Source organism: Pseudorhodoplanes sinuspersici, assembly GCF_002119765.1.
Taxonomy (GTDB): domain Bacteria; phylum Pseudomonadota; class Alphaproteobacteria; order Rhizobiales; family Xanthobacteraceae; genus Pseudorhodoplanes; species Pseudorhodoplanes sinuspersici.
In genome coordinates this window covers 2,597,970-2,622,254 of record NZ_CP021112.1, presented here as the reverse complement: position 1 = coordinate 2,622,254, position 24,285 = coordinate 2,597,970, and the positions used below count along the sequence as shown (strand labels likewise).

At 59.7% G+C, this 24,285-nt stretch carries 16 protein-coding genes and 1 pseudogene; 12 read left to right on the top strand and 5 right to left on the bottom strand.

Annotated elements, in window-relative coordinates; translation table 11 throughout:
• Window positions 1-300 precede the first annotated feature (300 nt).
• The 4 genes from CAK95_RS12655 to CAK95_RS12640 all read left to right on the top strand — a co-directional run bounded on the left by CAK95_RS12655 (window position 301) and on the right by CAK95_RS12640 (window position 7,154).
• Entirely contained in the window at window positions 301-3,246 is a 2,946-nt protein-coding gene (locus CAK95_RS12655; RefSeq protein WP_183044254.1) for a PAS domain S-box protein, read from the top strand.
• A 148-nt stretch (window positions 3,247-3,394) separates the two neighbouring features.
• Window positions 3,395-4,141 carry a DUF1194 domain-containing protein gene (locus CAK95_RS12650; protein WP_086088236.1) on the top strand — a complete coding sequence of 249 codons (747 nt, stop codon included), beginning with the start codon at window positions 3,395-3,397 and terminating at the stop codon, window positions 4,139-4,141.
• A 209-nt stretch (window positions 4,142-4,350) separates the two neighbouring features.
• Complete coding sequence (locus CAK95_RS12645; RefSeq protein WP_086088235.1) at window positions 4,351-5,379, top strand: Fe(3+) ABC transporter substrate-binding protein; 1,029 nt, start codon at window positions 4,351-4,353, stop codon at window positions 5,377-5,379.
• 101 nt (window positions 5,380-5,480) lie between these two features.
• Entirely contained in the window at window positions 5,481-7,154 is a 1,674-nt protein-coding gene (locus CAK95_RS12640; protein WP_245303739.1) for an ABC transporter permease, read from the top strand.
• Here the strand turns inward: CAK95_RS12640 and CAK95_RS12635 are convergent.
• Entirely contained in the window at window positions 7,151-7,960 is an 810-nt protein-coding gene (locus CAK95_RS12635) for a MipA/OmpV family protein (RefSeq protein WP_157699609.1), read from the bottom strand. The genes CAK95_RS12640 and CAK95_RS12635 overlap by 4 nt on opposite strands.
• 710 nt (window positions 7,961-8,670) lie before the next feature.
• On the opposite strand from CAK95_RS12635, the gene CAK95_RS12630 reads away from it, so the two are divergent.
• A complete protein-coding gene (locus CAK95_RS12630) occupies window positions 8,671-8,988 on the top strand; it encodes a hypothetical protein (RefSeq protein WP_086088232.1) in 318 nt (105 codons plus the stop codon).
• 43 nt (window positions 8,989-9,031) lie between these two features.
• Window positions 9,032-9,367, top strand: a pseudogene (locus CAK95_RS29970) (GIY-YIG nuclease family protein).
• An 85-nt stretch (window positions 9,368-9,452) separates the two neighbouring features.
• On the opposite strand, the gene add reads toward CAK95_RS29970, so the two are convergent.
• A complete protein-coding gene (add, locus tag CAK95_RS12620) occupies window positions 9,453-10,535 on the bottom strand; it encodes an adenosine deaminase (RefSeq protein ID WP_086088231.1) in 1,083 nt (360 codons plus the stop codon).
• A 297-nt stretch (window positions 10,536-10,832) separates the two neighbouring features.
• On the opposite strand from add, the gene CAK95_RS12615 reads away from it, so the two are divergent.
• The 4 genes from CAK95_RS12615 to CAK95_RS12600 all read left to right on the top strand — a co-directional run bounded on the left by CAK95_RS12615 (window position 10,833) and on the right by CAK95_RS12600 (window position 16,555).
• Entirely contained in the window at window positions 10,833-11,243 is a 411-nt protein-coding gene (locus CAK95_RS12615) for a hypothetical protein (RefSeq protein WP_086088230.1), read from the top strand.
• Window positions 11,244-11,349: 106 nt separating this feature from the next.
• Complete coding sequence (locus CAK95_RS12610; RefSeq protein WP_086088229.1) at window positions 11,350-13,014, top strand: efflux RND transporter periplasmic adaptor subunit; 1,665 nt, start codon at window positions 11,350-11,352, stop codon at window positions 13,012-13,014.
• An 11-nt stretch (window positions 13,015-13,025) separates the two neighbouring features.
• Window positions 13,026-16,166 (top strand): efflux RND transporter permease subunit, encoded by a 3,141-nt coding sequence (locus CAK95_RS12605; protein WP_086088228.1) that lies wholly within the window; start codon window positions 13,026-13,028, stop codon window positions 16,164-16,166.
• Window positions 16,167-16,186: 20 nt separating this feature from the next.
• Complete coding sequence (locus CAK95_RS12600) at window positions 16,187-16,555, top strand: hypothetical protein (RefSeq protein ID WP_086088227.1); 369 nt, start codon at window positions 16,187-16,189, stop codon at window positions 16,553-16,555.
• Window positions 16,556-16,717: 162 nt separating this feature from the next.
• On the opposite strand, the gene CAK95_RS29965 is transcribed toward CAK95_RS12600, so the two are convergent.
• Window positions 16,718-18,049 carry a LysM peptidoglycan-binding domain-containing protein gene (locus tag CAK95_RS29965; protein ID WP_157699608.1) on the bottom strand — a complete coding sequence of 444 codons (1,332 nt, stop codon included), beginning with the start codon at window positions 18,047-18,049 and terminating at the stop codon, window positions 16,718-16,720.
• A gap of 337 nt (window positions 18,050-18,386) precedes the next feature.
• On the opposite strand from CAK95_RS29965, the gene CAK95_RS12590 reads away from it, so the two are divergent.
• Both CAK95_RS12590 and CAK95_RS12585 read left to right on the top strand, forming a co-directional pair.
• Entirely contained in the window at window positions 18,387-18,884 is a 498-nt protein-coding gene (locus CAK95_RS12590; RefSeq protein ID WP_086088225.1) for a cupin domain-containing protein, read from the top strand.
• Window positions 18,885-19,186: 302 nt separating this feature from the next.
• The gene (locus tag CAK95_RS12585) at window positions 19,187-20,152 is read left to right on the top strand and encodes an NAD-dependent epimerase/dehydratase family protein (protein ID WP_086088224.1); all 966 of its coding nucleotides are present in this window, start codon (window positions 19,187-19,189) and stop codon (window positions 20,150-20,152) included.
• Between the two features lie 116 nt (window positions 20,153-20,268).
• Here the strand turns inward: CAK95_RS12585 and CAK95_RS12580 are convergent, their stop codons facing one another.
• Window positions 20,269-21,930 (bottom strand): putative bifunctional diguanylate cyclase/phosphodiesterase, encoded by a 1,662-nt coding sequence (locus CAK95_RS12580; RefSeq protein WP_245303738.1) that lies wholly within the window; start codon window positions 21,928-21,930, stop codon window positions 20,269-20,271.
• A gap of 425 nt (window positions 21,931-22,355) precedes the next feature.
• Window positions 22,356-24,221 (bottom strand): Na+/H+ antiporter NhaA, encoded by a 1,866-nt coding sequence (gene nhaA / locus CAK95_RS12575; protein WP_086088222.1) that lies wholly within the window; start codon window positions 24,219-24,221, stop codon window positions 22,356-22,358.
• Window positions 24,222-24,285: the final 64 nt, after the last annotated feature.

Below are 24,285 nucleotides of genomic sequence, written 5' to 3'. Positions count from 1 at the left end.
GGAATTTCAAACGGCTTTGTCGTATCCATCACGTCCTCGATTTCGCGGTGAAATGGCGAATGTAATCGGTATTCTAACCTTGTTTTCGTGACACAGTTTCGTCAAAGCCATCGAAAAATTTACGACGGTTAAGGTTATTCGCGGGGCGGTATCCCCGCTGGATGGACGGGCACGGCGACGGCGACTATTAACAATCCATTAAAATACTGTCTTTCCAAGCGAATCGCCGCGAGATCGAGGTCTTACTGGATGCGTCATCGATCAGCTCAGCTGGATATCCTGCGCGACCCGAGATTGGCCGTGCATGCGACAAGCGGGCTGCCGATCTGGCTGTTTGACCCCTCCGGTACAAAGCTGCTGTTTGCAAATCCCGCCGGCGCAGCCCTGTTCGGATTCGCATCGAGCAGCGCCGCCATGGCGGCATCCTTCGAGAACACCGACATCGCGAGACAGGTCGCCCGCAGCGCGGCGACGCTTCGGCAGGACGGCACTCCGCGCCTTGAACGATTGCGCGGGATGGGCATGCCCTTTGGCCGGCCGCTGATCTGTGCGTGCTCAAAAATGACTGTTGCATCCGCAACCGCAATCCTCGTCGCTGCTGCAGAACCCTGCAATCTCTGCCTGACATTGTTCGAGCGTGCGCGCCGTTTGATCGAAAGTGACGAAGCCATTGCCGCCTTCGATCCGGACGGCAATCTCCTTCACGCCACGCCATCCGCTGCGAGGTATCTTGCTGGCGCAACGTTGCTTGCGGATGTCCATGGACGGGATGAAACCCTGTACGTAGGCGAAGGCGCAGATGCCGTTACCCTCTTGCTGCTCTCCGACGAAAATAGCCGGCAGTCGCAAGAAGCCAATATATCCATTAGCGACGCGACAGCCGAAAACACGGTCGATCTGTCTCCCATTGCCGACGCCATGGCGGCAATGACTGTGGACCACCCTTCGCATGACCCCTCGCAACACGTCGATGCGCCGCGGCACAAGGATGTAGTCCAATCTGACGCCGAAGATGCGATCGCGCCTGGTTCGCAACAGTCTGCCGAACAGAAAAGCGATCGCCATCAGCGACGTCATCCCCTGCGTTTCGTCTGGGAAACTGACGCCGAAAACAGATTCACGATCACAGATCACGATTTCCTCTGCATTGCAGGACCGCGCACGGCGGGTCTCATGGGCCGCTTCTGGAACGAGGTTTCCGCCAAGCTTGCGCTAGATCCGGAAGGACGTATCGCTCACGCGATGGTGTCACGCGACACCTGGAGCGGAATCGATGTCGACTGGCCGACGAAAGAGGGCCAGCGCATCAAAATCGAGCTTTGCGGCATTCCTGCCCTTGATCAAGAACGCTTGTTCTGCGGCTATCGGGGATGGGGTGTGTGGCGCGATCAGCCCCTGGCAGATCATGCAGATAACGCCAATCCTGCAGATGTCAGCGTACAGCCTGCGCCCGCCCATGCCGAAACGGCGGCAGATATCCATTCTCTGGTACCGAAGGTTGAAGAGCGGGTCGCGTTGCCTGTTGAAACCGAGCCGGAAGATGTCGCCGCAACACCCGAAAACGTCGTCCCCTTCCGCGCGATCGGACAGGACGCGCCCGTCCTCGTCCCGGCGGTCGCCGAACAAACCGCTTTTCAGGAACTGACAAGCCGCCTGGCGATGCGCCTCAAAGGCGCCGATGAGCTTGCGCGCGGTCAGATCGAAAAAGTCACGATAGAGCAGTTTTCTTTATCGGATGTCACACTGACCGATATCTACCCAAATGAACAGACCGCGCGCGATCTGTGGCGTTCGGAAAACGATCTCTCGCTGCAGACACCTATCCTTGATCGTCTTCCCGTCGGCTTACTGATCTATCGCCTCAACAGCTTCATTTATGCAAACCCGGCATTCTTGAAGCTGACGGGCTACGCATCCATCGGCGATTTTGCACAAGCCGGCGGCCTCGACTCTCTCTTCATCGAAACAGTCGAGACTGCGTCGTCTGATCGCGACAACGGACAGTCGCTGCGCATCGCCGCGCCCGCGAGTCACACGTCGATGGATGGACGACTTGTGACGCTTCCAATCGACGACGAAGACGCAATGGCGCTGGTGCTGTTTCCCAATGCGGCTTGGCGGCCGACGACCGGTGCAGATGCGACAACTAGCTTGTCGTCACTTCTCGACATCGCAACAGACGGCGTTGTCGTGATCGACCGCAACGGGCAGATTCTCGAAGCCAATGCGGGGGCTGCACGGTTGTTTGGTTATGACAAGGAGGAACTGCCCGGACACTCCTTCACCAGCCTGTTCGCACCGGACAACGAACGCGCCGCCAGCGCAAGCCTCGAGCGACTGACTAAGGGTGGTAGCGCCGGGCCGATCGATGATGGCCGTGAATTCATCGGCCGGCGACGGCATGGCAGCCTTCTGTTTCTCAACGTGCTGCTGGCGCGCGTCGATCAGAATAGCGCACGCTTTTGCGCCATTTTTCGTGACATCACGCGCTGGAAGAACGCTGAGAAAGATTTGACCACGGCACGGCAGCAGGCGGAAAAAGCCTCATCCGCGAAATCCGAATTCCTGGCCAGGATCAGCCATGAAATGCGAACGCCGCTCAACGCCATCATCGGCTTTTCCGACGTGATGACGGAAGAGCGCTTTGGTCCAATCGGTAACGATCGCTATCGTGACTATCTGAAAGACATCAAGGCTTCCGGATCACACCTTGTTTCTCTGCTGAACGACCTGCTCGATCTGTCGAAAATCGAAGCCGGCAAGATGGAGCTGAGTTTCGAACGGGTGAACCTCAACGATCTGACCCAGCAATCCGTTGCGATCATGCAGGCACAAGCCAATCGCGCCCGCGTCATCATCCGCACCGCCCTGTCGATGAACGTGCCCGGCATCGTCGCCGACCCGCGTTCAGTGCGTCAGATCATTCTCAACCTGCTGTCGAACTCGATCAAGTTCACAAGCGCCGGCGGACAAGTGATCGTGTCGACGGCGGCGACCGATCGCGGTGATGTGATGTTACGCGTCCGCGACACCGGTATCGGCATGAGCGAGCAGGATATCGAAACAGCGCTGCAGCCGTTTCGACAACTCGCCACATCCGCAAAATCCGGCGGTACCGGTCTTGGCCTTCCATTGACGAAGGCGCTGACCGAGGCCAATCGCGCACAGTTTTCAATCAAAAGCGCGGTGAATTCCGGCACGATGGTCGAAATCGTCTTCCCCGCCGCGCGCGTTTTGGCGAAATAGGCCTGCAGGCCTAAGACGCTGCGCCTCCGTTGCAGACTTATGTATTTGCTTAGGCACACGATCTGTCGGCGGCGTGATTTCACGTTGACGGATCATACGCTAGGATGAGGTTGCCGGTCGGTTCCAAGTTCTGCGAGGCAAGCATTTGATGGCCTTCCTCCGCGCCCTTCTCACCGCTTTCATATTCGTAAGCGCAGCTCCGGCCGCGCGCGGTGCCGAAATTGTCGACCTGCTGCTGGTGCTGGCAGCCGATGTGTCCCGCAGCATCGACGAACCGAAGTTCCAGCTTCAGCGAGACGGCTATGCGTCAGCGCTCAAGGACCCACGGGTGCTTGATGCCATCATGTCCGGCGCCAACCGGCGGATCGCAATTTGTTTTGTCGAGTGGTCCGGCGCCACCGCACAGAAGGTCATCATTGATTGGACGCTGATCGACGGCGCCAATGCGGCGCGCAAATTTTCCGACGCATTGGTCGAAGCGCCGCGGCCGTTTGCCGACCGTACCTCGATCAGCGGCGCGATCGATTTCTCTGTCGAACAACTCGCGCGCGCACCCTTTCAATCGCAGCGCCGCACAATCGACATCTCGGGCGACGGCACGCACAATTCTGGACGCGGGCTGCTCTCGGCCCGGGAAGATGCTCTGGCGCTGGGCGTCACCATCAACGGACTTGTCATTCTCAGCGACCGGCCGCTCGCCTGGAACCCCGAACACACCAATCCCCCGGGCGGCCTCGCCAAATATTTTCAGGACAATGTCATTGGCGGTCCCGGTGCATTCGTCGCCGTCGCCGAGAATTTCCAGTCCTTTGGGCAGGCTTTGATCGGCAAGTTGATCGCGGAAATCGCCTTGGCGCCCAAAACACCAGTGAACAGGCTCGCCGCGACCAGGTGAGACATTTGGCTGCAGCCGTTCAATCCAGCCCTCGGAATCGTAACCCCGCGCAATCTTCTGTCCCTTCAAAAGGAAAGCCCTTTATTTGGACTCATTCCAGACAAAGTCAGCCTGGAATAATTCTAATATATTGAAATTCAAACGGAATTTGCCTTGACCATTGCTGTTCCCCGTTCATTAGGTGCTGCAATCCAAACCGGGAGAACACCATGCCGTCGAATAAGGCCCGCCTGCTGGCGTCAGCCCTTGGCGCAAGCTTGATCGCTTTCTGCGCTCCTTCGCTCGCGTCCGCTCAGGGCGAAGTGAATGTCTACACCTATCGCGAGCAGAAGCTGATCCAGCCGCTGTTCGATGCCTTCACCAAGGACACCGGCATCAAGGTGAATGTGGTCTCGGCATCCTCCGGCCTCGAGCAGCGCATCAAGACCGAAGGCGCGAACAGCCCCGCCGATGTTCTGCTGACTGTCGACATTGGCCGCCTTGAAGATGCGGTGCAAGCCGGCATCACGCAACCGATCAAGTCTGCCGTCGTCGACAAAACCGTGCCGGCGCAATATCGCGATCCGGAAGGCCACTGGGTCGGGGTGTCAACGCGTGCACGCGTGGTGTATGCGTCGAAGGATCGCGTGAAGCAGGACGCGATCACCTATGAAGAACTCGCCGATCCGAAGTGGAAAGGCAAGATCTGCATCCGCTCCGGTCAGCACATCTACAACAATGCGCTGATTGCCGCGATGATCGCCAAGCACGGCGAAGCGAAAGCCGAGGAATGGCTGCGCGGCGTGAAAGCCAATCTGGCGCAGAAGCCGTCGGGCGGCGATCGTGAGCAGGCGCGCGACGTCGCGGCCGGCAAGTGCGACATCGGCATCGGCAACACCTATTACTGGGCGCTGATGAAAAACAGTGCCAACCAGAAGGATTGGGCGGAAGCCACCCGCGTGATCCTGCCGACCTTCGCCGATGGCGGCACCCATGTGAATGTCTCCGGTGTCGTGCTGGCCAAAAACGCGCCGAACAAAGCCAACGCCATGAAGCTGATCGAGTGGCTGGCTGGCGATACGGCACAGCATATGTACGCTGACACCAATTACGAGTATCCGGTGAAAACCGGCATCAAGGTCAACGACATCATTGCCGGTTATGGGCCGCTCAAGCCTGACACGCTGCCGCTGGCGAAGATCGCCGAATACAAGAAAGCCGCCGCCAATCTGGTCGACAAGGTCGGCTTCGACAATTGATACCGTCGACATAACAACGGCGCCGTCTCTGCAACCGCGGAGACGGCGCTCGGTGATTTAGGTTCAAGATGGCGCATGCAAGCGTAAGCGATCTTCCAGACTTGTCGCATTGGTTGCACTGGCCACGTCACGTCTTTGCGCGCATCTTCCTCCTGCTCCTTGCCGCCGCTGTCATTGCGCCGCTGATCACGCTGATCGCCATTGCCTGGCAGGGCGATGATGAGATTTGGCATCATCTTTGGACTTATGTGGTGCCCAATGCGGCGATCGACACGGCGGGCCTGCTCGCCGGCGTGGCGGTGCTCACGGCTATCATCGGCATCGGCGCCGCCTGGATCGTGACCGCTTACGATTTTCCCGGCCGCGCGACCTTGAGTTGGCTGCTGCCGCTGCCGCTCGCCTTCCCGACGTATATCGTCGCCTATGTCTATGCTGACATTTTCGATGCAGCAGGCCCGGTGCAATCGGCATTCCGCTATATGTTCGGTTTCCGCACCGCCGCCGAATACTGGTTTCCGCAGATCCGCTCGCTGCCGGGCGCGATCCTCGTGATGAGCCTCGTGCTCTACCCTTACGTCTATCTCGCGGCCCGCGCGATGTTTCAGACGCAAAGCGCGTCTCTGATCGAAGTCGCACGCACGCTGGGCGCGACCCGGATTATGCTGGCGCGGCATGTGGCCTTGCCCCTTGCACGCCCGGCACTTGCGGTGGGGCTTTCACTCGCTCTCCTCGAAGCGTTGAACGATATCGGCGCCAGCGAATATCTCGGTGTGCAGACGCTGACGCTGTCTATCTTCACCACCTGGATCAACCGGTCGAGCCTGCCGGGGGCGGCGCAGATCGCCTGCGTGATGCTGGTGATCGTGATCGCGCTGATGGCACTGGAGCGTTACGGCAGGCGTCACCGCCGCTTCATCGTCTCGCTGCGGCGGCAGCGTTACGTACCGCGCATTCCGCTGAAGGGCCGCCCGGCCTATGTATCGCTCGCCATCTGCCTGCTACCTGTGGCGCTCGGCTTTTTCTTTCCCTTGTTCTTTCTCGCCTACGAAGTGGTTCAGCGCGGGCTGCTGATCGGTTTTGATCACGACCTCATCCGCCACACCATCACCACCGTGACGCTGGCGGCAATAGCGACGGCGATCGCCATCACGCTTGGCCTCGCCGCCGCGCTCGCGGTCCGGTTGATCCGCGGCAAGCTCGCTTTCGCCTGTCTGACGATTGCCGGCATGGGCTACGCGATTCCCGGTACGGTGCTGGCGCTCGGTCTGCTCTCGCCGCTCGTCGGCACCGATAACGTCCTCAATGCGATATCTGCATTTTTCGGTGGCCCGCATCTGGGCCTCGTCATCGCCGGGTCGAGTGCGGCCCTGGTGATCGCGTATGTGACGCGCTTTCTCGCGATCGCGACCGGCTCGGCGCAGGCCGGACTGGCGCGGATTGCGACCGAAATCGATGACGTCGCCCGCACCCTCGGCGTCCGGCCGGCCGGGATCGCCTGGCTGATCCACATCCCGTTGGCACGGCCGGCACTGGGCGGCGCTGCGCTGCTCGTGTTCGTCGATTGCCTGAAGGAGTTGCCGGCGACGCTGCTGTTGCGTCCGCTCAATGTCGAGACGCTGTCGACCTACATCTACCAGTACGCGACGCGCGGCAGCTTCGAGGAGGGCGCACTCGCCGCGTTGCTGATCGTCGCCGTGGGGATCCTGCCGGTGATCCGCCTGACGCGATTTTCCGAAATCGCGCCGGCGCCAGTGCCGTCCAGTTCGGAGCGTTAATTCCCGAACAGCCTCATCCCGAATTTGTAGCTGAGGCCGACCTGCGCGGTCCACTGGTTCTCGTCGCCGACTTTCACGATTGGCGAATCGGCGGCATCGCCGATCAGCTTCTCGTAAGCCAGCTTGCCGACCACGGCCCATTCCGACGAAACTTCGTATCGGGCACTCAATTCAGCGCCGACGCCCTTGAAGCCGCCGCCCGGCGAATAGGCCGTCAAGAACGGCGACCGTGCAGCCTCCGCAGGCGTCACGCCGAAATAAGCTTCCATGTAAGCGCTGGTGGCGAAGCTGGCGCGTGGACCGAGGGTCAATTCCATCACCGGATCGGGCCGCCAGATGAAATCGAGGCCGGTTTCGCCGACAACGCCGTCCGATCCGCCGAAGCCCTGACGCACCGCCACCCATGGGCGGATGATGCCGAAGGTGTAGGCGAACTTGCCGCCGAGTTCGAAGGTTGCGTCGACATCGTTCAGGCCGGCAAGCTGCGAATAGTCCGACGCCTTGCGTTTAGAGATATAACGAAACGATGGCGAGAACGAAAAACCCTGGTCGAAGCGGCTGTTGGTGATCGGGGCGAAACCCGGAATCGCCAGATAATGCAGCTTGAACACCGGGAAGGGCTGGGCCTGGTTGACGCTCGCGCCTTCATAAGCCGGTGCAACCTGCGCCCCGGCGCCGATTTCGAGAATGATGTCGTACGGATTGGCCGGCGCAACATAGGCGGGTGTGGTGCGCGGCGGAATATCGGCGGCCAGCGCGGCTCCCGACACCATCGTGGCAGAGAGCGCAATCAGACCCAAACGCATTGATTTCATTTCCATAGTCCCCCTGCCGCCCACCCTAAGCGGCGCCCGGTTACGGAGTTCATAGCAAGTATAAGGGCTTCGGTGCGGTGCGGGGATAAGGTTAACAAAATTTGCAGATGGTATCGCGTGCGCGCCACATGGCTCATTTCCCGCAACACAGCTGTGAAAAGCGCAACACCGCACTCAGGACGTGCAAAAGCGCCCCTGTTGTTTGAGGCGCGGGGTGCGCCTTTCACGCCTTGTTCCCTCCGCGTGCGAGGGGAGATGACGCGCCGGACGGCGCAGGTCATTCCTGAATATCGCGCGCACCACAGACCGCCCGCGCAAATTGCGCAAACGAGGCTGCGACACGCGCCGCCTTCCGGCGCGCCATCAGCGGCGTTCATACAGCGCCGGGCCGCGCTTCGCGCGCGCTGCCATCAAAAGCAGACGCGTGTCAGCCAGCTCCTGGCGGGGGTCCTTAGTAACCCCGGGCGGAGCCCCGGCGCCGCCCGAGCGCGTGGCTGCGAACCACGCCCGCAGGCGCCGCGCCTGATCCCACTCTGCGAACGCCTCGCGAAGCGCCCCTCATGGATCAAGCGTTAGGACTATAGTCATATATTTAAAAAATGTCAAGCGATGGCTTGGCGGCAGGCTTGCGGCGGCTAAGCTGGTGCCCGGCTGGTGCGCCCATTCACGCCTGCGCGCTACGCCCTGGAGTGACAAGAACAATGCCCGACGAAAAGACCGTCCGCCGCTACCTGCATTTCAGATTCACATTGCCCTCCGCCGACACGGCGCAATTGTTTGCCATGATGAAGAACACTGCGCCCTATTCCACCATCTTCGGCGAGATGCGTGTGCGCTTTCTGCAGAATGCCGACGACCCGACGAAGATCATCCAGATCGTCGAATACGACGCGCCGGAATCGATCGAGGCGAACCGGCAATCGCTTGCATCCGATCCGCGCGTACAGGCGTATTTTCAGGTGTGGCGCGCGATGGTGCCGAATGTGCAGATGGATGTGTATCGGGAGCTTGAAGGGTAATGCCGGCCGCCCGGTTTGATGTCCGAGCTATTTCTGTTTCGTCATGGCCGGGCTTGTCCCGGCCATCCACGTCTTGCTTTACTCGCTGGATGGAACGATCTGGCTTCATTTACATAATGTCCAACAGGCGCGACAGTATTCTTTACGTCGGCGTCACGAACGATTAGCCGAAACGTCTTTACGAACAGCGAACCAGTTTGGTTGACGGCTTTACGAAGCGATATGGATTAAAGCGTCTTGTATGCTTTGAAAGCACGGTGGCGTTGGCTCGACGATCCAGCGTGAGAAGACAATCAAGCATTGGCCGCGTGCGTGGAAAGTAAGATTGATTCATGCAGAAAATCCCGATTGGGACGATTTGTATGAATCGCTGTTTTAAAAATTCCGGCCGCTATCCAACGTCTCATGACAAGAAGTGAAGACGTGGATGGCCGGGACAAGCCCGGCCATGACGGAGATTACAGTTACGACAGTGAACTTAATGACGAAGCCTGTGAGTCGGCAAACATCCGCACCTCCTCCACATAACGCGTGCGCCGATCAGCCGGGAGCCAGGCGGCCTCGAAGGCGTTGATCATGAAGGCGGCCATGTCGGCCGGCGCGAAGTTGCCGGTGGCGGCGACGGGCGGCAGCAGCGTGCCCAAAGTACCGCTTAAGAACAGGCCGGGATCGTCCGTATTCAACGTCACCTTCAGACCAAGGTCATACATCGTGCGAATGCGATCGACACGGCGCGGCATTGCATCGATCGGTCGCCATGTCGGACATGCCGTCAGGCAGATCTTCCGCTCGCGTAGGACATCCACCAGCGCCGGATCCTCGATACAGTTGATGCCGTGATCGATGCGCTCGACCTTCAGGAGATTCAGGCAATCGTGGATATGCCCGACGGCATCGCGCTGATCGACATCGCAATGCGCCGTCAGCCGATAGCCTTCCGACCGCGCCCGATCGTAGAGACCTGTGAACTTCGCCGGCGGATTGCCGTCCTCAACTGAATCCAAACCGAAACCGACAATGCGATCGCGGAACGGCGCCGCCGCACCGAGTGCCTGATGCGCGGTGTCGAGCGGCAGATCGCGATTGATGCACAGGATGAAGTTGCTTTCGACGCCATAATCGCGCGCGCCGACACGGCGCGCCTCATCCATGCCGGCAAAGAATGCCTCGAACGGCACACCGCGCATCAGATGCGGCTGCGGGTCGAACATGATCTCGACATAGCGCACAGTCTCATCGCGGCAGCGGGCGAGATGCGACAGCGTGATGTCGTAGAAATCCCGCTCGGTGCGCAGCACCAACATGCCCTCGTTATAATGCTGGATGAACTTTTTCAGATAGCCGGGAGCATCCGGCGCTTCGAAATTCTGCGCCGCGCGCATCTCATCAATAGAGGCATAAGGCAGCGACACGCCGTTGCGCCCGGCGAGCTGCCATTTCATCTCCGGCGTCAGCGTGCCTTCGATATGCAGATGCAGCTCGGCCTTGGGCAAGGCGGCGAGGAAGTCGCGATAGGCGGGAGAGACGTTGGGGAATGAAGATGTCATCAAGCTCTACAAGGCGAACTTCTAGGTACGGTCTATGGCGACGAACATGTGCAGTTTTGTCCTGTTCGGTGCGAACCGCGCCCACGTGGTTTTTTTCCGGTCGGCATGACCTTCATTGCATCCCCAGCCCCTATCGGCCTGCGGCGGAAGAGGCACTGGCGCATGGCCGGGTCCATCGCCAGTTCCAGTATCCACCGACGTCGATAACCATATTTCGATCACACTTGACCATTCGTCTCGTAAAATTTCCAGCGGCCGGCGGGTTTCCAATCCGGCCGGCCCGGTGTAGAAGCCGGCATGGATTATTGGTCCAACATCTCGGCCCGCATCGTTTTGGCGGTCCTTGGCATGGCTGTGCTGATAGCGTTCGCCCCGGCAAACGCTTCGGCCCATATGAGCCATGTGCACCCGTCGGCGGTGATCCATGTCGATGCGCCGGCTGTTTCTGATGCAACGTCATCCGCTCAGAAGCCGGTGCTCGAGGTCTCGGCCGCACAAGTTCCGCTCGGCGCCGACCATGCCAGCCACTCTGACGGTGGCGGCTGCTGTGCCAATGGCCATTGTGGAAGCTTCTGCGGTGTCATTGCGCCAGCGTGGTTTGCCGTTTTCGGAATGGCAAAGGCATCGCTTGAACGCCATCGCAACGCCGCGCCTCCGATCAGTCTTGCCACCAGTGGTCCCCCGCGGCCTCCGAAATCCATCGCCTGAACCTGACCCGCGTCTTTGACGCGGATATCGTCCTGCCTTGTCCGGTCGCGGTCGATGCCGCGCAGGCAGAGGCTCTCCCGTTCATTGGCGAAGGATATTTCGTTCCATGTTCCGCACTATCACAGGCGCGCTCATTGCAGCGACGCTGGCCGTTATTTCTGCCACGCCTTCGGTCCGGGCACACGAAGGCCATGACCACGGACCGGAAACGCCGGCGGCGCCCGCGAGCATATCGCCGCGCGGCGAGGCCCATTCGGACAATATCGAGCTTGTCGCCGTGGCACAGGGCAATGCGCTGCTGTTCTATGTCGATGCTTACGCAAGCAATGCGCCGATCAACGATGCTACGATTGAAATCGAAACACCCGATGGTCCGATGACGGCAAAGCCGCTGGGTGATGGTGCTTATCGCCTCGATGCTCCCTTCATCGCCAAGGGGGGACATCTCGATCTCATCGCCACCGTAAGCGCCAACGGCAACAGCGAGATATTGCCGGTGACTATCGATATTCCTTCACCATCGATATCGGGTCCGGACAACGCCGTATCCAGGACCGGAGTGTTGGCAGGTGTGTTTGGGCCTTTGCCGCAATCGCCATTGTTTGCTGCACTGCTTGGCTTTGTGTTGGGTGCAATTGTTGTTTCGGTGTTTCGTTTCAGCAGGGGCAAGGCTGGTGCCCTGCTCATCATCGGATTGGCGTCGCTCGCGGTAAATGATGCGCAAGCCCATGAGGGCCATGGCGAGGAACAGCCTGCAACAATCGTGGCCAGTGAAGAACGCGCGCAGCGCCAGCCAGATGGCGCTGTCTTCGTGCCGAAACCAATCCAGCGGATCTTCGGATTGCGCACAATCCGGACGCGGGAAGGCATGTTCCAGCGCTCAACCGAGTTGCCGGGACGCGTCATCCCCGATCCAAATGCCAGCGGCTATGTGCAAACCGCTCTTGGCGGCATGCTGTCGCCACCGCGCGGCGGCTTTCCGCGCCTCGGAACGACCGTGAAGCAGGGCGATGTGCTGGCTTATGTCACACCGCCTCTGCAGGCGATCGATGTCTCCGACATGCGTCAGAAACAGGGCGAGCTCGATCAGCAGATTGCGATCGTGCAGCGGCGGCTCGCACGGCAGGAAAGCCTGGTCACGACCGGTGCAGTGGCGCGCGCGCAGGTCGAGGAGACGAAGCTCGAGCTTGAAGGCTTGCGCGACCGCAGATCGGGACTGGAGACGGTGCGGCGCGAGCCAGTGCCGCTGATCGCGCCGGTCTCCGGCGTCATCGCTGACGGTACGCCGGTCAACGGTCAGATCGCCCAGAGCAATGCCATCGTCTTTCACATCGTCACGCCCGGCAAGTTGTGGGTCGAGGCATTGAGCTTCGATGTTCTTCCCGGCATCGGCTCAGCCTCTGCAAAGACGAGCAACGGCCAGTCGCTGCGGCTCGCTTTCCGCGGTTCGGGTCTGGCCGATCGCAGCCAGTCGGTCCCGGTGCATTTTTCGATCAGCGATGCAGGCACCCATCTGCGTGTCGGCCAGTTCGTGACCGTATTTGCCGAAACCGGCGAGAAGCGCAGCGGCATCGCCGCCCCTCGCAGTGCCGTCGTGCGCACCGCTAACGGTCAAGACTTTGTCTTCGAGCATACGAATGCGGAGCGCTTCGAGCCGCGGCCGGTGCGGATCGAGCCTTTGGATGCCGATCGCGTTCTCATCGCTGCAGGACTTGAGACCGGCAAGCGGCTTGTCGTCCAGGGCGCCGAATTGCTCGATCACGTGCGCTGAGGAACGAGCCGATGTTCACTTTCCTCGTCAGCCAATCGGTCCGCAACCGGATGCTGGTCCTGGCGCTGAGCGCCGCACTCATGGCCCTCGGAGCCTTCAGCATCACGCGATTGCCGGTCGATGTTCTGCCCGACCTCAACAAGCAGGTCGTTACGATTATGACCGAGGCTGAAGGCCTCGCGCCGCCCGAAGTCGAATTGCTGGTGACATTCCCGATCGAGACGCAGATGAACGGCGTCCCGGGCGTCACGCGCGTTCGCTCGGTATCGGGCGTCGGATTGTCCTTCGTCTATGTCGAGTTCGACTGGAACAGCGCCGACATTTACCGCAACCGGCAACTCGTAGCCGAGCGATTGAACCTCATGCGCGAGCAATTGCCGGCGAATGTCACGCCGATGATGGGGCCGATCGGCTCGATCATGGGGCAGATCATTATGGTCGCCGTCACTAGCGATCGCGCCACACCGATGGAGCTGCGGGAAACGGCGGATTTCACCATCCGGCCGCGGTTGCTCAGCATACCCGGTGTCGCGCAAGTCATCCCGATGGGCGGTGAGGTGCGGCAATATCGCGTGTCGCCGCAACCGCCGGCCCTGCGCGCGCTCGGTGTCAATTATGAGCAGATCGAGAAGGCGCTCGCCTCCTTTGGCACCAATGCCGGCGGCGGTTTTACCGATCTGAACGCGCGCGAATACCTGATCCGCAATATCGGCCGCACCACGAACCTCGATGACTTGCGCAATATGGTGGTGGCAAAGGTCGACGGTCGGCCGGTCTTCCTGCATCAGGTTGCGACCGTCGAATTCGCCGCTCGGACCAAACGCGGTGACAGCGGCTATATGGGCGCGCCGGCGGTGCTGGTCTCGGTCGAGAAGCAGCCGCATGTCGACACCATCACGCTGACGCGGAACATCGAACAGGCCCTCAAGGAGCTGAATGCCGGGCTTCCGCACAATATCAAGGCGGACAACCTCGTTTTCAGGCAGGCGAACTTCATTGAGACGTCGATCAGGAACGTACAGATCGTGCTGCTGGAGGCCTTTGCCGTCGTCGCAGTCATCCTGTTTCTGTTCCTTCTGAACTGGCGGACAACGGCGATCTCGCTGACCGCGATCCCGGCCTCGATTCTCATTACTGCGGTGGTGTTCTATTTCGCGGGCCTCTCGATCAACACCATGACGCTCGGCGGCATCGCGATTGCGATCGGCGAACTGGTCGATGATGCCGTTGTCGATGTCGAGAATATCTTCCGCCGCCTGCGCGAAAACCGGCTGCTTGGCAATCCGCGTTCGGTATCCGACGTGGTGGTCAGTGCGTCGCAGGAGGTGCGGTCCGGCATTGTCTATGCAACGGCGATCGTCGTCCTTGTGTTTGTGCCGCTGTTTGCGCTGGGCGGCATCGAGGGGCGCCTGTTCGCGCCGCTGGGCATCGCCTACATTGTGTCGATCCTGGCGAGCCTTCTGGTCTCGGTCACGCTCACGCCGGTGATGTCCTACTTCATGCTGCCGGGCCTAAAGAGCCTGAACGAGCATGAAAGCGGTCTCGTCCGCGTCCTGAAGCGATGGTATGGCGCGGCCCTTTCGCGCGCTTATGGCCATACCGGCCTGATCTTCGGCGCTACGATTCTGATGGTGATTGTGGCTGGTGCTGCTGCGCTCGCGCTGCCGCGTTCGTTCCTGCCTCCGTTTAACGAGGGCACGTTCAACATCATGGTCAACTTCAATCCCGGTGTCTCGCTCGCGGAATCCAACCGCGTCGGCACCGTCGCCGAAAAGTTGATCATGCAAGTGCCGGAAGTGAAATCCGTCGGGCGACGGACCGGCCGCGCCGAACTTGACGAGCACGCCGAGGGCATCCACGTCAGCGAATTCGAAGTGAGCCTTGCTCCTTCCGCCCGCTCGAAGCCCGAAATCGTCGCCGATATCCGGTCGCGATTGTCGATGTTGCCGCTATCGGTCAATGTCGGCCAGCCGATTGCGCACCGGCTCGATCACATGCTGTCCGGTATTCGATCGGAAATCGCATTGAAGATCTTCGGCGACGATCTCGATCTCATGCGTGCAAAAGCCGAAGAGTTGCGAGCCAGGCTGGCCGCGATTCCAAGCCTGACCGATCTGCAAATCGAAAAGCAGGTGCGTATCCCGCAGCTCGAAATCAGGGTCGATTACGGCAGAGCCGCGCTTTACGGCGTGCAGCCCGCCGCCGTGGTGGATCAAATCAGCCGGCTCTCGAATGGCCGGGTGGTCTCGCGTGTCGTCGATGGCTATCGCCGCTTCGATGTTGTGATGCGTCTGCCGGAGACCCTTCGCACCACGCAGGGACTCGGCGATCTTCTGATTGAAACGCCGACCGGCTGGATTCCCGCCCGACAGGTCGCCGAGATCAAGGAAACAACGGGGCCAAACCAGATCCTGCGCGAGAACGGGCGGCGGCGCCTTGTGGTGCTCGCCAACGGCGATGGGCGTGCCGATATGGCGAAACTGGTAGAACAGATCCGCACCGTGATCGCTGAAACGAGAATGCCGGAAGGCTATTTCGTGAGCCTTGAAGGCACGTTCCAGGCCCAGGAGCAGGCAGCCCGGACAATCGGTCTTCTTTCGATCGTGTCGCTGCTTCTGATCTTCTCGATTCTCTACAGCCGTTACCGATCCGCCGTGCTGTCGTTCATTATCATCGGCAGCGTGCCGCTGGCGCTGATCGGATCGGTGGCCGCATTGTGGATCGTCGGGCAGCCCTTGTCGGTTGCAAGCATGGTCGGCTTCATCACCTTGACCGGCATCGCCGCGCGTAATGGCATCCTGAAGATCAGCCACATCATCAACCTTCATCTGCATGAAAAAATCCCATGGGGCCGCGATCTGGTGACACGCGGTTGCCTTGAGCGCATGACGCCGGTTCTGATGACCGCGCTTTCGGCAGGCGTTGCCCTGGTGCCGCTGATGATCGACGCCGCAAGCCCGGGCAAGGAAATCCTGCATCCGGTCGCAGTGACGATTTTCGGCGGGCTGATCAGCGCGACCTTGCTTGATGCCTTTGTGACGCCACTGCTGGTGCTCGCCTTCGGCCGCAAGGCCGTTGAGCGCCTGCGCACGGTCACAGCCACTGAAGCCGGGACGCCGGATGCGCCTGCTTCAGCAAGCCAATCCTACTGATCAACTGAACGGAGAATGAAATGCTCAGAGCTCTTTTGGTGCTTGTTTCGTTGACGCTTGCAACCGGCGCTTACGCCCAGCACAAGCATGGCGAAAAGGGTCCCAATGGTGGACGACTGGTTGAAGCCGGTGACTATCACATCGAGCTGTTCACGCGCGACGGCGCGATCGATGTCAATGTCATGGACCACGACAACAAGCCGCAGCCGACAAAAGGCTACAAGGGACTCGTGATCCTGTCCGTTCAGGGTAAGAGCCAGCGTATTGTGCTGGAGCCGGCCGAACCATCGCGCCTCAGCGGCAAGGCCGAAGGTGCCTTGCCGGCCGACGCCAAAGGCGTGCTGCAGATCAGCCCGCCCAACGGCAAAACCGTGCAGGCGCGGTTCTGAACCCGCTCAAGGGGTGAAATTCGATGCACGCTCGAACGATGATCGAACGGACCGCTAAAGCGTTTTCGAGCGGAGTAGGTACCGGCCTTCGCCGGCCATGGCCGGCTTCGTCCGGCGAAGGCCGGTTCCGCGTAAACGGATCACATGTCGCTTGCCGACCAACTATTTCGGCAAGGCGTTTGGCAAAACGAATATCTGATCCGGATAAATAAGGTTGGGATTGCGGATTTGACTGCGGTTGGCCGTGAAAATCTCGGTGTAGCGCTTGCCGTGGCCATATGTAGCCTGGCTGATGCGCCAGAGACTGTCGCCGCGAACGACCACTCTTGTATCGATTCTTGGCACAACGACGATACTGCGCTGATCCGTCGAGCCAGTCGCGACCAATGGATTGGTCTCTTGAATCGGGCGCGGCTGCGCTGCGTCTTTACCCGTCACGGGCAATCGCGGAGATGTCTGACTGATCGGCGCGATTGCATTCTCACGCTGCGACGTTGAAATCTGCTGACCAGCCCCGCTTACGGCACGCAGGGATGTCTGCGCTTCGGTCGAAGTCGGGGATCGTGGTGCGGAGCCCAAACTGGGCAGCGTGCCTACCACTTCCGGAGACGACGCAGAAGGCTTTGCGTCCGCCAATGTCGTCGAGGCATTGAATACTTTCTCGGCGCGTGACAACACGTTACCCGCCGCATTCATGTGGTCCAGCCGGACCCGATACTCGCCGGGTTTAACGCCACCGCGAATGGAAAATTGAACACGCCCATCTGCCGAAGCCGTACCAGTCGCAATGTAGGCATCATTCAGGTAGAGTCGCACAATCGAGCCCGGCACAGAACGGCCAGAGACGTGGAGCCTGCCCCCATCTTCTGCCTCCACCGCCTCAACTTGAAAGCGCCCGTCGGGGTCTTCCGCTGGCTTTGACAGCACAACAGGAGGCACTGCCGGCGCAACTGGCGCAGCAGCCTGCTTTTCTTCCTTGGTGGAGCCCAGGTTTACGGCAACCGCCCCCTTCGACATTGTCGCCTTGCCGTCTGGCCCCACTGTGCGCAGTGTAAGATCGTAACGTCCAAGGGGAAGCGGCTTAGGAATGAACACGAACGCACCTGAGGAATCCGCCACAGTTCGATCATGGACCTTTCCATCCTGAAGGAGCTCCACGGATGCCCCAGGCGCAGCGCGGCCCGCGATCACGGCCTCACCATTCGATTCAATGCGCGCGACATCAAATTTGGGGGCAGCGTCTGCCTCTTCAGGTTTCAAAGCGCCAAGCTGGTCAGCAAGCCCTTTAATGGCCTCAGTTGCTGCCGCAACCGCCGGAGGAGCGGACTTTTCAGCTACGGGTTCACGACTCTCTGCCTCGACCACCGGCTTCTCGCGGTTCGCAGAAACAGAGGGCGCACCGGGATAGCCAAAAGCGAACAGCCACCAGACAAGGGCTGCAACGCCCCCTGCCATGACGGCGAGCAGAACAAGCATGTTCCGGACGGCAAACATTTCCCTCATCGCAATAGCCCCTTCTCCGCGCTAACTGAAATCCCCTAAACCAATGCCGGTCCCGTGGAAATACGGCTTACCCTCTTCGCCGCAGACCGGAGGATGGAACCGCTTCTTCAAGACAGCGAAATACGGCGCCGATTGAAACAAGAAAAGCCTCATCCATCGCCGACAATAATAATGTTCAGCGGCTGCAACAAGCGCTCATCCTTCGATTTCGGAAGCGCCAAAAAGCACAGTTCTGTGCACCGCAGCCGTCCGGGCAAAACATTGCGGCATCGCTTCAATTGCTTTATGCCTCAGCCAATCTTCATAGGCATGCGATAGCGGTGAGTCCATGACTGATCATGACCATTCGCACGATCACGACGATCGATGGAAACATGACGGTGTCAGAGTCATCCCTGCGAACCAGCTCGATCCTAATGTGCCTTCAACACCTGGCATGGATCGCAAGGCGGCGATTAACTTTGCGCGCGTCGGCGCACAAAAGCTCTGGGCTGGCACAGTAACCATCAGGCCGAACGCCAAGACCGGCGCACACCATCACGGTCATCTCGAAAGCGTCATCTATGTCGTGCGCGGAAATGCCCGCATGCGCTGGGGCGAGCAGCTCCAATACGTCGCAGAGGCTGGCCCCGGCGATTTTATCTTCGTACCGCCATACGTACCGCACCAAGAGATCAATGCAAGCCAGAACGAGGTTCTGGAATGCGTTCTCGTGCGCAGCGATGGGGAAGCGGTCGCCATCAATCTGGATATAGAGCCGGTTGAGAAACCGGAGCAGGTATTTTGGATTGACCCGATACATCGGGACACAGCGGTCAAAGACTGACCGGACATCTTCCAATACACTTTCATGCATCCAAAATGGAGAATGTTCGAACGCAGCGGGTCTCTTCCCCGGCATATCGCTGAACCGCAAGCAACACATTGAACACGATTCGGCCATGGCACAACTTGCGCATCCACTCGGCAGCGTGGAGGACTCTCTTCACCTGTTCGCGACTTAGATGCACGGTTGCGTAGCATTCCTCCGTCATCCGCGCATGCGCATCCCGGCGCGAAACGCATTGAGTTCGAGCGCAGCGTCACCATGTCCTCGAAATGGCCGACATTCGCGTGGTAGTTTGACTTATGAACGAATCTGTCATTGCTCTTACTGGCGCGACCGGCTTCATCGGGCAATACTTGCTCCGCGAGCTTTCGAGGCGCGGTTATCGAATCCGTGTCCTGCTGCGCCGCCCACATGCTCTTCCGATCAATTGTGCGAGTGCGGTCATTGGTGATCTTGCTCGACCGATCAACATGGCGGCGGCTCTATCCGGGGTCGATACAGTGATCCACTCGGCGGCTCTTCTGCCCACCATGTCTGGAGCCCCCGAAAGCGACTTTCGCCTCCTCAACACCACGGCGACCGCCGCCCTTGCCCGAGCTGCACAACGAGCCGGCGTCAGACGGTTTATCTTCATGTCTTCGGTCCGGGCACAATCAGGTCCAACAGCCCTGCAGATTTTGACCGAAGACTCGGAGCCGAAACCGACTGACGCCTATGGACGATCGAAACGAGCAGCGGAAGAAGAACTCGCGAAGCTCGATCTGGATTGGGTCGCACTCCGTCTCGCACTCGTCTACGGCTCCGGGGTGAAGGGAAACATGGCGCGGCTTATTGAGCTCGCTCGCTCGCCCTATCCGCTGCCGCTCGGCGGGTTGCGGGCACGGCGTTCACTTTTATCGCTCGACAACTTGGTTGGGGCCGTCGAGTGTGTGCTTTCCGCACCGGGGCCGTTGCAACGCCCTCTCATCGTCGCCGAACCGCAGCCACTGACGGTTCCGCAGATGGTTGCCGCGATGCGACGGGGGCTTGGTCGCCGACCTTCCCTCATCCCGGTACCCAAGGTCATTTTAGAACTGGCTTTTGGTGTCGCTGGCCGCTCGGATCTTTACCGACTGCTCGCTAACCCGCTCGTCGCCGATCCGTCCAGTCTCGTACGCCTGGGCTGGGCCCCGAACATCTTGACACCGGACGGACTTGCCGCAGCGGCGCGAGACCGTTGCGGACCAGACTCCGGCCCGATCCAGCAACCGGGAATGCCGATATGATCGCTCGGGACCAGTTAGCGGTCTAAATTCGGTATATTCACTATTGCGCACCCGTTGCGCAGACACTGCACTCAGGGGGGCAACCAACGATGGATTTGTCGCGGAAACAAGACGTCTCAACTTGGCTTTTCGTTTGTCTCGTTAATAGCTTGCCAAGGCTCCTGCGCCGGCAAGCTGGCGACGGAGTTGGGTCGCCCGAGATGAAACCCTTGGACTTCGGTGCATCCCATATTCCTGAGTGCCAGTAATTGAGCCTGGTCCTCTATGCCCTCGGCTGTGACGGGAACGCCGAGCGACTTGGCCAGACCGAGAACGGCGCGCACGATGGCAACCGACCGCGGATCGGACTCGATCTGCCAGATAAAGCTCTTATCGATCTTCAGCCGATCAAATTTGAATTTGCGTAGCGTCGATAGCGACGACCAGCCAGCGCCAAAATCATCAAGCGCGAAGCCGATGCCCTTGGCCCGCAGAACTGACAATGCCTCTGTGGTGGTATCCGATTGGCCGATCAATGCACTTTCAGTGACCTCAAGCTCCAGACGATGGGGCGGCAGATTTGCCTCTCTCAATGCGTCGAATACCATATCAGGGAAATTGTGGTCTTCGAGCTGACAGGGCGATACGTTGACGGCCACTTGAACCGGCCACTCCCAACGCGCTGCTTGACGGCAGGCCTCTCGCAGGACCCAAGCGCCAAGCTCTTTTATGAGCCCTGTCGCTTCGGCGACCGGAATGAACACGTCGGGTGAAATTTCGCCATACACTGGATGTTGCCATCGGCACAGCGCTTCAAAGCCGCGCAGTTGTCCATCTTGTGCGGATGCGAGCGGCTGAAATTCCAAAGAAAGCTGATCGGTACCCAGCGCCTCGCGAAGCTCGTGCTCAACATTCCAGCGCTGCGACTGATCAAGATGAACCTCAGGCTGATATTTGTAGAAGCCAGCGCGACCCGATCGTTTTACGTGGTAAAGTGCAGAATCCGCGCTCTGCAACAATTCATCACTCGTGGTCCCGTCCTCGGGAAATATGGCAATACCAACCGACGCCGTTACGCAAAGTTGACGGCCGTTGACGGAAACGGGCCGACCAACCGTCGTGATGATCTTCTCGGCCAAGTCAGCCGATCTCGCGGCGCTTGTCTGCAAAATGCAGAATTCATCGCCTCCATATCGTGCGACGACGTCTCCCGCACGAACCAACCCAGCAAGCCGCTTGGCAATTATCTTGAGCAACTCATCGCCGACGTGATGCCCTTGCGTATCGTTGACCTCTTTAAATCCGTCGAGGTCAAGCAACAGCAGCGCGAGTTTGTTGTCCGTACCGCCTGCCGCCTTTATCTCCGCTTCCAGCCGATCATTTAACTGAGCGCGATTGGCCAGTCCCGTCAGCGCGTCATGTTCAGCCAAATATTGGGCCCGCGCTTCGGACTCTCGAAAGCGGGTCACATCGGTAATGACTCCAAGCAGAAATTGCTGCTGACCGGACTGCGTCGGCAAAGTAACCAGACATTTCCTCGTCAAAACGACCCTAAGCGAGCCTGTACCGTCGGTTAGAACCTCCTCATTCTCGTTCGGCAATCCGGTTCTAAAGACCTCGTCATCAATTTCCCAGAAGACATCCCTTTGGTCATCGGGAATTTTCTCACCTTCCTCGCCTAGAAGATCCTCCCGGGTTTGATTCAGAAGTTCGCAAAAAGCATCATTTACAAGAACTAACCTATGAAATCGGTCTTTTAACATAACTGGATTTGGCATCGCATTGATGATGGCCTGCATTGAACTGGCAGACGTCAGCGGAGACGGTCGAAGTGAATTCAGTCTGGCCGCCAAATCTGGCGAATGAGCCGCTGTGTCAGCATTTTTTTGATGCTTGGGGTCGCTTCGCATCCCGGTTCTCATTTTTGTCGGTTGCCACCCCTTTACCGTCCGATCGGACCAAACCAATCTTGCTTCGCACTTCCAAGATCTGAATTGGCTTTTTCGCTACTATCGCTAACAGAATCCTATCCGGACATTCGCCGCTGCGAGCAGAAGGTACGGTCGCAAGCGACAAATCGTCATCTGAGGCGGGCGAAAGCTGAATACAAGGTCCATTTTCACACCAACGTTCGGTGCCTAGGTTCCGTTCGTCCTCTGGGCTGGTGAAGGCGCGCTCTCGTCATCGCTGTGTACGGCTACTTTCTTCTATCGAGGCGCTTCCATCATACGGGGGTGACATTGCTCGGTTTATCACCTGACTCTTCATCGGCCCCGTTGTCCTGGGCAGGAGCCGCCAGAAGAATTGCAATGCCGATGATCGCCGACAGCACCGAGGCGGCAAAGACCGCGATCTTGGCCGCAGCGAAATCAGCCGGCAAGGCGAAGGCCTGGCCGGCGATGAACAGCGACATCGTGAAGCCGATGCCAGCCAGCGCACCGGCGCCGGCAAGATGCGTCCAGGAATACTCTTTCGGTTTCCGGGCCACGCCGACCCATACCGCGAGCGCGCAGAGCAGCGTCATCCCGAGCGGCTTGCCGATTGAGAGACCCGCGATGATCGCCAGCATCAGATACTCATGGCCGCCGCCTAGCACGCTCGTTGAAATGATCACGCCGGCATTGGCAAGCGCGAACAGCGGCAGGACGACGTAACTGGACCACGGCTCGACATGGCGCAGCAGCCGATCGGCGGGTGACTCAAGCCGGTCGTGAATGGCATCGAGTCCGCGCAAGGCGAGTGAAGAGGGGCCGTGATGCATTGCTTCATGTGCGCGCTGTGACTCCACATTGATGATGGCTGTTGCCTGCGCCATCAGCGCCTTGAGGTCGGCGGGCGGTAGCGTCGGGATTACGAAAGCAAGGAGCACGCCCGCGAGCGTCGCATGCAGGCCGCCAGCATGAACGGAGATCCACAGGATCGTGCCAAGGACCATATAGGGAAGAGTACGGTAAACACCGGCGCGGTTGAGGGCAAACAACGCGCCGAAAACGATCACGGCGAGTGCGAGCCATGCGAAGTCCAGCTTGCTCGAATAGAAGATCGCGACGACGATGATCGCGCCGATATCGTCGACAATCGCCGCTGCGGTGAGAAAGATTCGCAATTCAATCGGCACGCGCGCGCCAAGCATCGCGATCAAAGCGACGGCAAAAGCGGTGTCGGTCGCCATCGGCACGCCCCAGCCGTGCGACCATGGCCCCTGCGGGACAATGAGAAGATAGAGTAGCGCCGGCGCGGCCATGCCGCCGATGGCGCCCGCAATCGGCAAAGCGGCCGAGCGGCGGCTGACGAGCCGGCCGACCGTGAATTCTCGTTTGATCTCAAGCCCCACAACCAGAAAGAACACGCTGAGCAGCGCGTCGTTGATCCAGTGCCGTAGCGACATCGAGAAGTTGGCATCGCCGAAACTGAGGCCGAACGGACGCTCCCAGAATTCCTCGAGCGCGTGACCCAGCGGTGAGTTGGTCAAAAGCACCGCCACGACGGTCGCGAGCAGCAGCAGCGCGCCGGTCGATGGCGCCCAGCTCGCAAAATCGAGTGCAGCAGCGCGCACACGATGGCCGAGCCGGCCGAGCATCGCGTCATAGAACGAGGCCTCATCCCAGGCGCCGTCATAGCGCCGGCCATTGATAAAAAAGGTCGGCGTGAAGCGCACACCGCTTGCCTTCGCACTGGCGATATCCTCATCGACCTTATGCCGGGCGCCTGCTTTGGTCTCGCCATGCTCGGGCAAGCCAAGATCGGCCCGGACGACGCGCAAATCGTCCTCCGTCAGGGTTGCCGAGCGCGACATCAGTTTGACATGCGCATCCCAGAACTGCTCGCGCGTCGCGGCGCATTCGGCAAGGTCGGCGGCGCGCCGCGCGATCTCGCTGCCGGTGATCGGCTTGTGCCGGAACACGTAACGGAGGCGGTCGCCGAGCTGGTCCCGGATATCGGCAATGCGCTCATTGGCGCGCCGGCAATAGGGGCAGTCATAGCTGCCATATTCGACCAGCGTGATCTCGGCGTTGCTGGGACCGAGCACGTGATCTCGGCTTTCATCGACCGGACGGTTGAGCCAATTGACAGCCGCAACGTGTGCCATGCGAATTTCTCTTTGAGATGCCGGCCGAGTGAATGCGCGGATCTGTCAGCGAAATCAACGCTTA

Bases quoted from the DNA above. Each gene is read 5' to 3' on its own strand.
- CAK95_RS12650 (WP_086088236.1), top strand. From the start codon at position 3,395: ATGGCCTTCCTCCGCGCCCTTCTCACCGCTTTCATATTCGTAAGCGCA.
- CAK95_RS12645 (WP_086088235.1), top strand. From the start codon at position 4,351: ATGCCGTCGAATAAGGCCCGCCTGCTGGCGTCAGCCCTTGGCGCAAGC.
- CAK95_RS12635 (WP_157699609.1), bottom strand. From the start codon at position 7,960: ATGCGTTTGGGTCTGATTGCGCTCTCTGCCACGATGGTGTCGGGAGCC.
- CAK95_RS12630 (WP_086088232.1), top strand. From the start codon at position 8,671: ATGCCCGACGAAAAGACCGTCCGCCGCTACCTGCATTTCAGATTCACA.
- add (WP_086088231.1), bottom strand. From the start codon at position 10,535: ATGACATCTTCATTCCCCAACGTCTCTCCCGCCTATCGCGACTTCCTC.
- CAK95_RS12615 (WP_086088230.1), top strand. From the start codon at position 10,833: ATGGATTATTGGTCCAACATCTCGGCCCGCATCGTTTTGGCGGTCCTT.
- CAK95_RS12610 (WP_086088229.1), top strand. From the start codon at position 11,350: ATGTTCCGCACTATCACAGGCGCGCTCATTGCAGCGACGCTGGCCGTT.
- CAK95_RS12605 (WP_086088228.1), top strand. From the start codon at position 13,026: ATGTTCACTTTCCTCGTCAGCCAATCGGTCCGCAACCGGATGCTGGTC.
- CAK95_RS12600 (WP_086088227.1), top strand. From the start codon at position 16,187: ATGCTCAGAGCTCTTTTGGTGCTTGTTTCGTTGACGCTTGCAACCGGC.
- CAK95_RS29965 (WP_157699608.1), bottom strand. From the start codon at position 18,049: ATGTTTGCCGTCCGGAACATGCTTGTTCTGCTCGCCGTCATGGCAGGG.
- CAK95_RS12590 (WP_086088225.1), top strand. From the start codon at position 18,387: ATGACTGATCATGACCATTCGCACGATCACGACGATCGATGGAAACAT.
- CAK95_RS12585 (WP_086088224.1), top strand. From the start codon at position 19,187: ATGAACGAATCTGTCATTGCTCTTACTGGCGCGACCGGCTTCATCGGG.
- CAK95_RS12580 (WP_245303738.1), bottom strand. From the start codon at position 21,930: ATGCAGGCCATCATCAATGCGATGCCAAATCCAGTTATGTTAAAAGAC.
- nhaA (WP_086088222.1), bottom strand. From the start codon at position 24,221: ATGGCACACGTTGCGGCTGTCAATTGGCTCAACCGTCCGGTCGATGAA.